3 protein-coding genes are annotated in these 4,669 nt (G+C 72.3%); 2 read left to right on the top strand and 1 reads right to left on the bottom strand.

What is annotated here, in order from left to right:
* Positions 1 to 477 precede the first annotated feature (477 nt).
* Both VFZ20_RS25200 and VFZ20_RS25195 read left to right on the top strand, forming a co-directional pair.
* Entirely contained in the window at positions 478 to 879 is a 402-nt protein-coding gene (locus VFZ20_RS25200; protein ID WP_329686723.1) for a hypothetical protein, read from the top strand.
* Between the two features lie 37 nt (positions 880 to 916).
* Complete coding sequence (locus tag VFZ20_RS25195; protein ID WP_329686722.1) at positions 917 to 2,821, top strand: bifunctional homocysteine S-methyltransferase/methylenetetrahydrofolate reductase; 1,905 nt, start codon at positions 917 to 919, stop codon at positions 2,819 to 2,821.
* A 409-nt stretch (positions 2,822 to 3,230) separates the two neighbouring features.
* Here VFZ20_RS25195 and VFZ20_RS25190 read toward each other — a convergent pair.
* The coding region (locus VFZ20_RS25190; RefSeq protein ID WP_329686721.1) for a hypothetical protein at positions 3,231 to 4,669 on the bottom strand (1,439 nt) is incomplete at its 5' end.

Here is a 4,669-nt window from a genome sequence, read left to right as displayed (position 1 = left end):
TCCTCGCGGCTCGGTGGCGACCCCTCCCCCAACTTCGGGGGAGGGGTTGGGCATGGGCGAGATCCCGAACTCCGGCGGAGTCCCGGCAGTTCTCCCCCTCCCCCGCGAAGCGGGGGCAGGGGGCCGGGGGGAGGGGGCCCTCGGCGGGCGAGAGATCGTCTGCCAATGTTCTCGGACCCGGCGCCCCTCAGTTCAACCTCCCCCAGGGGTTTGGGGGGAGGTGCGAGCCTACGCGAGCGGAGGGGGCGCCGCGCGGAGCTCGTTGATCCGCAAGGGACTTACGGCTCGTCGCCGGCGGACGCGGGTACCAGGGGCAGGACGTTCGTCACGGTTCGGCAGGGAACGTGCAGACGCACAGTCGTTTGCATCGGAATTTCCACCGCCGCCACGACGGCCCCACCGCAGGAGGAACCCATCGCCAGCCCGTACGACAACCGCGCCGATCCCGCCCAGCGCATCGACAAGCGCAAGTCACGGATGGTCAGCCTGGCCATCATCGGCATCGGCCTGCTCATCATGGTGGGCGTGATGCTGATGTCCGGGGGACGGCGCCGCGAGCGCCAGGCCGTGCAGCTGGTGGTGGGCGACGATTCCACCGAGGTCATCCAGCTGCTGGGCTCGCCGCCCAACCGTTGCGAGGTGAGCAGCCTGTCCCACCTGGGCAACCAGTTCCCGGCGCAGACGCCCCGTCCCACCGTGGAGGACGAGACGGCGCGGCTGCGGCGCGGCACCGCCACCCGCTGGGTGTATCCCCGCGGCGAAGGGTGCGTGCCGGGCAACGGCGCCACGGAGATCGGCCTGGACGCGGCGGGCAAGGTGCTGTGGATCGTCCCCGCGCGCGACAAGCAGCCGCTGGTGTACGGGGCCGCCCCCACCTGACGGGGGCATCAAACTCGAAGGAACCCTGAATTTTCCGATGCGCGACTTTCGCCGCCTGCTGGCCGACGGCCGTCCCCACCTGTTCGACGGGGCCATGGGGACCATGCTGTACGCCCGCGGCGTGTACATCAACCGCTGCTACGACGAGCTCTCGCTCACCCAGCCGGACCTGGTGCGCGACATTCACCGCGCGTACGTAAAGGCGGGCGCGGAGATCATCGAGACCAACACCTACGGCGCCAACCGGGCCAAGCTGGCCCGCCACGGGCTGGACGACCGCACGGCGGAGATCAACCAGGCCGCGGCCCGCATTGCCCGCGACGCGGCGGGCGACCGCGCGTTCGTGGCCGGCGCCATGGGGCCGCTGGGCGTGCGCATCGAGCCCTACGGCCCCACGTCGCGCGACGACGCCCGCGGCTTCTTTCGCGAGCAGGCGGCGGCGCTGGTGGAGGGCGGGGTGGACCTGTTCGTCCTGGAGACGTTCGTGGACCTGGAGGAGATCCACCAGGCCATCCTGGGCGTGCGCGACGCGTCGGACCTGCCCATCGTGGCCCAGATGGTCATCCGCGAGGACGGCCGCACGGCGTACGGCAGCGACGCGCAGCTCATCGCCGAGCGGCTCACGGAGTGGGGCGCGGAGGTCGTGGGCCTCAACTGCTCCGTGGGACCCAACGCCATGCTCAACGCGGCCGACCGGCTGCTGGGATCCACCGAGCACCCCGTGAGCATGCAGCCCAACGCGGGGCTGCCGCGCGAGGTGGACGGGCGGACGATGTACATGGCGTCGCCGGAGTACATGGCCAGCTACGCGGCGCGGATGATCCGCAAGGGCGTGCGCTTCGTGGGCGGATGCTGCGGCACCACGCCCGAGCACGTGGCCGCCATGGCCGGCGCCGTGCGCATGCTGGCGCCCGCGTCCGAGCCCATCGTCACGGTGGATTCGGCCGATGGCGATGGCGCGCCGGCCCGCCAGCCCGTGCCCCTGGCGCAGCGTTCCGCGTGGGGCGCCAAGCTGGCGGCGGGCGAGTTCCTGACGACGGTGGAGATCGTGCCGCCGCGGGGCGCCAACCCGCAGCCCATGCTGGACGGCGTGCGGCTGCTCAAGGCGGCGGGCGTGGACGGCGTGAACGTGCCCGACGGCCCCCGCGCGCAGTCGCGCATGGGCGCCCTGGCCACGGCGCTGCTCATCCAGCAGCACGTGGGGATGGAGGCGGTGGTGCACTACTGCTGCCGCGACCGCAACCTGCTGGGGATGCTGAGCGACCTTCTCGGCGCGCAGGCGCTGGGGCTGCGCAACCTGCTGCTCATCACGGGCGATCCGCCCAAGATGGGCCCGTACCCGGACGCCACGGCCGTCTTCGACATCGATTCCATCGGGCTCACGAACTTGGTCTCGCGGCTCAACCGCGGGCTGGACCCCGGCGGCAACGCCCTGGGCGAGCCCACGCAGTTCGTCGTGGGCGTGGGCGTGAACCCCGGTGCGGAAGACTTCGAGAACGAGATGCGCCGCTTCTACTGGAAGGTGGAGGCGGGGGCGGAGTACTGCATCACGCAGCCCGTGTTCGACCTGGCGCAGCTGGAGCGGTTCGTGGAGCGCATCGAGAAGGACGGGCTGCGCATTCCCGTCATCGCGGGGATCTGGCCGCTGGTGTCCGCGCGCAACGCGGAGTTCCTGGCCAACGAGGTGCCGGGCGTGATCGTGCCGGAGCCCGTGCTGCAGCGCATGCGCGTCGCCAGCGCCGAGGGCAAGGAGCGCGGGACCGAGGAGGGGACGATCATCGCGCAGGAGATGCTGGCCGCCGCGCTGCCCATGATCCAGGGCGTGCAGGTGAGCGCGCCGTTCGGCAAGGTGCCGCTGGCCCTGCGCGTGTTCGAGGCCATCCCCGGCTGGAGCGCGTCGCACGGCGCGGAGGAGCGCGCGGTGGTCGTGGCGGGGGCGTAGGATTCGGTGCACGGGGCTTTGCGCCGCGCTCCACCGGGCTCGTGCAGGGTAGCGGTGCCCCCGACGCGCCCCCTCCGGGCTCGTGCGGAGGCGGCCGCCCGTTAGGTCGCGCGGGGAAAGATGGATTGCGCCGGCAGCAGCCCGCCCCTCCCCCGGCCCCTCCCCGCTCGTTCCTCGCGGAGAGGGGAGAACTTCACCCCATGTGGCGGAGTCCTCGCCGCGCCCCCACCGGGCTCGTAAAACTCGCCCACCTCCCCCAATACCCCCTGGGGGAGGTTGTTTTTTGTCCGCGCCATCCCCCGTCTCTCATCCCGCCGTCTTGTCTTCCCTGAGGGAGAACAAAAAAGCCCATCCGCCGCATCTCGCGCGGTTGGGGCTTTCGTCAGAACGTGGCTCCCCGTCGTGCACGTCAGTGCGGGGCCGTGGGCGCGGGTTCGAGGTCTCCTCCCGCCTCGAGCACGTACGCGACGGCGGCGTGCAGCGCCGTCTCGTACGCGCGAACGCCGCGATAGGCCGCCGTGAACGCCAGCGCCTCCCCTTCTGGCGGAAAGACGATCGCCAGGGCGCGGTCCGGGTTGATGCGGCCCAGACGGGCGCGGAGGGGCGCATCGAGGTGGGCCAGGAACGCCGCCCACCGCGCGCGGACCCCGTCGCGTGGTTGAGGAGGCGGGACAAGCAGGATCACGCGCCCCAGGCCCCCGGACGATGCCACGGCGTTCATCTCCCACGCCACCCCCTCCGTGGGCCCGGCCACGACGAACACGAGGCGCGCCTCGTCCATCCGCTCCCGGGCGGTGCCCTGCCACGCGTCGGCGCCCACGCTCTCACGCGCGAAGCCCAGGGGCGGCGTCTCCTCTCCCGGCCGGCCGATGGCGAGCACCGGTCCACATCGCCACGCCGCGTCGGCGACGACCATCTCCAGCGTCCGCGGGGTGAGCTGGAGCGTCTCGAGCGCGCCGGGGTCCACGTTGGTGCTGTCGTCCCGGAACGAGCGAAAGTAGAAGACGGGGCGGCGCCGGTCCCGCACCCGCAACTCCGCGGCGTTCAGCACGCCCAGGCGGGTGCCGCGCCGCCACGCGGCCGCGACCAGGAGAAAGGCAAGGTGAAAGGTTCCGCCCATGCGGATCCCGATCACGAGCAGGACCGCCAGGAAGATGGCGAAAAGGCGCCAGGCGGCCGCCTTGCCTCCGTGGCGGATGGAGTCCACCGGGATGGCGGCGCTCGGCGGAACGAGCTCCGGCGGCGGGTGCAGCGAGAGCTGCTGCCAGCGCGATAGGTAGTACCCGGCCGCGCCGTCTTGCTGCCCGGCGCGCTGAAGGGCACGGCTGGCGCGCACCGCGGGCCACAGGATCAGCGGGGTCGCGATCGCCAGGCTGCCCTGGGGATGCAGCACGACGATCGCGGCGATGTGGAGGAGCACCAGGGTGGCAACGCCCAGGGTCGCGCGGGCGCCCGGCGCGCTGCGGCGCGGCACGCTCCACGCCGCCATCCAGAGCGGGGCCGTGAACCACAGTCCAACGAGGCCCATGTACAGCCCCGCCACGCCGACGATCACCCCGTACCAGGGAAACAGTCCCAACAGCCACGCGTCACAGGCACGTCCCGACAGGTCCACCGCCCGGCGGCGGGCTGCTTCCTGCGCCACCGGCTCGCCGCATGCGGCGCACGTGAAGGCCTTCCAGCGGTTGAACTCGCCGCACACCGCGCAGGGCCGCACGTGGCCCGGCTGCGTTCGCGCGGGACGCCTCGCGAGCAGAAGCACGAGCCCGGCGCCGCACGTGGCGAGGCATACGTATGCCCAGGAGACGGGGTCCCGCCCCTTTACCCACGCGATCCGCAGCGCCCACA

The sequence above is a fragment of the Longimicrobium sp. genome (genome assembly GCF_036280135.1).
Taxonomy (GTDB): Bacteria; Gemmatimonadota; Gemmatimonadetes; order Longimicrobiales; family Longimicrobiaceae; genus Longimicrobium.
The sequence above is the reverse complement of the archived record's forward strand: the minus strand, read 5'-3'. Positions and strand labels throughout refer to the sequence as shown.

Coding starts and splice junctions, on each gene's coding strand:
- VFZ20_RS25200 (WP_329686723.1), top strand. CDS start 478: ATGGTCAGCCTGGCCATCATCGGCATCGGCCTGCTCATCATGGTGGGC.
- VFZ20_RS25195 (WP_329686722.1), top strand. CDS start 917: ATGCGCGACTTTCGCCGCCTGCTGGCCGACGGCCGTCCCCACCTGTTC.